General features: G+C 42.0%; 3 protein-coding genes. All 3 read left to right on the plus strand.

Features of this window, described 5'->3' with window-relative positions:
- Positions 1–160: 160 nt before the first annotated feature.
- The 3 genes from ACUVXA_RS17850 to ACUVXA_RS17860 all read left to right on the plus strand — a co-directional run bounded on the left by ACUVXA_RS17850 (position 161) and on the right by ACUVXA_RS17860 (position 3,840).
- On the plus strand, positions 161–946 hold the full coding sequence (locus ACUVXA_RS17850) for a lactate utilization protein (RefSeq protein WP_445872639.1): 786 nt from the start codon (positions 161–163) through the stop codon (positions 944–946).
- A 263-nt stretch (positions 947–1,209) separates the two neighbouring features.
- Complete coding sequence (locus ACUVXA_RS17855; RefSeq protein ID WP_445872640.1) at positions 1,210–2,643, plus strand: FAD-binding oxidoreductase; 1,434 nt, start codon at positions 1,210–1,212, stop codon at positions 2,641–2,643.
- Positions 2,644–2,655: 12 nt separating this feature from the next.
- Positions 2,656–3,840: a (Fe-S)-binding protein gene (locus tag ACUVXA_RS17860; protein ID WP_445872641.1), complete on the plus strand. Its 1,185-nt coding sequence runs from the start codon at positions 2,656–2,658 to the stop codon at positions 3,838–3,840.
- Positions 3,841–3,892 lie beyond the last annotated feature (52 nt).

Here is a 3,892-nt window from a genome sequence, read left to right on the forward strand (position 1 = left end):
AAATGAAAACCAAAACACTAATCAGACCCACCAACCGTATTTAGTACCAGAACCAAATTTTTATATTTTTAAAACTTGTATTTTTATCAATTAACTTTTAATGAAAAAGTTAAAATAGGGGTTATCATCATCAATCCTAAAAAACCTTAAGGTGATTTTTATGACAACAACAGAACCTGATTTAGCAAAATGGTATGGTATCAGGCCTTGGTATTACGAAAAGCTTGCCAACCAGGTTATTGAGAATTTAAGAAAAAATAATATGGACGGTATGTACATACCCACCGCTAAAGAGGCTAGGACAAAGATATTTGAGATGATTGAAAAAGAGGTACCGGAAGGAGGCGTCATCTCCTGGGGCGGCTCTGTTACCCTTATTAATATGGGAATTCTCTTCGATCTACAAAAGGCAGGAAAATGGACCTGTATAAATCCATTTGAGGACATTGTCACACCCGAAGAAATTCATGTGGCAAGACATTGGATGTTAACAGAGGGAGCCCTTGATAAAACAATCAAAAAGTGGCGTGCGGGATTACACGCTGACCTCTATCTAACCAGCACCAATGCGATCACCCTAAAGGGGACCCTGGTTAACAGTGACGGATACGGCAACAGGATAGCTGCAATGATGTTCGGTCCAAAAAAAGTGTTTGTTGTCGCTGGATGCAATAAAATAGTCAGAGACATTGACGACGCGTTTGTTAGGGTAAGGAATGTGGTTGCTCCTCAACTGGTGAGGATGATGGGTGGGGAGCCTAAAAGCAAAGAGGAGGAGGAGTGGTATCCGCCATGTTCACGTCTAGCTAGATGTGGAGGCGAGCCCAAAATTCTGAGAAACTGTGGACACAAAAACAGAGCATGCGGCATGACAACCATAATAGATCAACCACACATACCTGACCGCATATTCGTTATACTCATTGGAGAAGCCTTAGGGTTTTAAAGCCTGAGATTAAAGGGTACTTCCCTCATTCTCTCCTTTTATTATTCTCTGAAACAATTAGTTCTCATACCAATATTTTTAATACTTGTAATCTTTTGCTTATCGGCTTTTTGAAATATTTATAGTTGATTAGTTATTTTTTAAAACAATTTTTTAGCACTATTTTTATATAGAGCTCAAATTTTATGTTGGAAAAGCCTAAAAATCAAGATTATGGCGACCAATACACACCAATTAAAAGTATTCAACTGGAGGATAGAATAATGTTGGGAAAAAAATTTGTAGAGCCTCAGCATTCAAGAATCTTCGGGTCCTTGGAGAAAATAGTGGGAAAAAGTTTTGTATCTGATAATATTGAAGAGCTTTATTACTACTCAACTGATCCTAGTGCAGAAGAGCCAGTTATGCCGGAGTACGTAGTGATGCCGGGAACTGTTGGAGAAATCCAGGAGATAGTAAGACTGGCTAACAGAGAAAAGATTCCTATTACTCCCAGAGTAGCGGGTCTAACTCTTTCCGGTTTATCCTTACCTATTGGTGGGGGCATCCTAATAGACCTTAAACGCATGAACAAAATACTGGAAGTGAATCCGCATTCAATGTACGCTGTGGTTGAATGTGGAGTAACCACGGGGCAACTCAAAACATACTTGGATGATAACTATCCTGATCTGTGGTTCACACTTCCTCATGCCCCACCATCGGTAGGTGTAATTTCAAATGCAATAATACACGGGGCGGGTCAAATTTCTCTGAAGTACGGTATCAGTTCAGAGATGATTGCTGGATTAGAGGTGGTTTTGCCCACAGGTGAACTTATGAGAACCGGTTCTATTGCTTTAGGAAAGTCTTGGTTTTCGAAATACTGCCTCCCCGACTTTATTGGTCTCTTTCTGGGCTGGTTCGGAGCCACGGGAATTATAACAAAGGCCTCTATTCATCTATGGCCGAGACCCAAGGTGAGGGACATGTTCTTCTATAAAATCGATGATGTAGATGATAGTGTGGACCTGCTGATGAAGCTGATAAAGAGCGAGGTTTGTGATGATATTTACGTAAACAGCTGGACTGGTTCAAGTATCAAGCGCTATTATACTCCTGAGAAACCGCCAGATATGCCGGAAATCGTTTTGGATGTTTTCATAAGTGGTCAAAAACTGGAAGAATTCGAAGTAAAAAAGCAAATAATGCTGGGAATTGTCGAGGAAGCGCTGCAGAGGGGTGTAAAAATAGAGGAATTTACTCCACCAGCGTCAGTTAAAGAGAATATGCTTAGGGTGCCCCAACCGCTTCCCTTCATGGATTTGAGGATTGGTGGAGGAGCAGAATACTTAGGAGTTTACATGCCAACCGAGGTGGTGGGAGAAGCCTACAAGAAAGGAATTGATATAGCTAAAAAACATGGTTTTCAGTACCTTCACCTTATCAGGCCTTTTAGAACTGGCCATGCAACCGGTGTAATGTATACCTTCCCCTTCGTAAAAGAATCTCCAGATGAGGTTGAGCGAGTGCACAAGGCTTTGGAGGAAATAGCTGATATGGCAATAGAAATGGGAGGAGTTCTCTGGAAGCCAGCCCCTTCCCTACATAAACAAGTTTTGGAATACGCTGACCCGGAGTATGTCAATCTTATTAAAAAGATCAAAAAGCTCTTGGATCCGAATGGAATAATGGCTCCGGGAAAATGGGTAACCTAGGAGATGAGGATTATGGTTTTAGAAAGATTTAAGGATGTCTTACACCGATGCTATAAATGTGGACACTGCAGAACAACCGGCCCCGAAATATTTTATACGAATTGTCCTTCATACGACAAGTTCAAATTCGAAACCTATACCGGCGGTGGAAAAATAAACCTCGCAAAAGCGGTTTTTGAAAAGAAATTAGATTGGAGCGACCGACTGGTCAACATACTTTTTGCCTGCCCAACCTGCGGAAACTGTGAAGCCAACTGCGTATACCCCTTACACGAAAATGTATTAGGGATAATCGAGGCAGTAAGAGCCGAAGCCGTTAATGCAGGGGTTACCCTACCCGGTAATCAGACGGCTTTCGGTAAACACCTAGGAAAGGAGCACAACCCCTATATTGAACCCCACAGCAAGAGGCTTGATTGGTTGCCCAAGGACACCAATCTTCCAAAGGAGTCAGAAACAATTTACTTCGTTGGTTGCACCTCAGCCTACCGGCAAAAGATGCTGGCACAAGACACCGTAAAAGTCTTCGACAAAGCTGGGGTAGATTTTACTATCATGAAGGATGAGTGGTGCTGCACCTCTCCCTTGCTGAGAACCGGGCAGTGGGAAACAGACTACGTTTCAGCCCCACAGATAGCTCAGCACAATATCCAAGAAGCCAAAAAAACGGGTGCAAAGAGAATAGTGACCACTTGTGCGGGATGTTATAGAACCTGGAAAAAGGACTACTTGGAATCCTATGACTGGCTTCTCAACTCTAAACACGAATTCGAAGTTCTACACACCACCGAGCTTTTGGAAAACATGATTAAAAACGGGGAAATAGAATTATCCCACGAAATCAACATGAGAGTAACATATCACGATCCTTGTCATCTGGGACGTCACGTTGGTCTCTACGACTCGCCCAGAAATGTGCTAAAAGAAATACCAGGAATAGAACTGGTTGAGATGCCCCGAACAAGGGAAAATTCTTGGTGCTGTGGATCTGGAGGTGGAGTCAAGGCTGGCTTCTCCGAGTGGGCTGTGGAAGTAGCTTATGATAGAGTTAGGGAGGCAGAGAAACTAGAGGTAGACGCCTTGGTATCAGCTTGTCCCTTCTGCTGGCGAAACCTGGATGATGCAATAAATCAAAATAACTCCAAACTTAAAATGTATGATGTAATACAACTCGTCAGAAAATCAATGGGCATCTAGATAAAAGCTGGATGTTTTTTCTCATTTTTTTATTATTATAAAAAATTAATAA

Source organism: Candidatus Jordarchaeum sp., assembly GCF_052745115.1.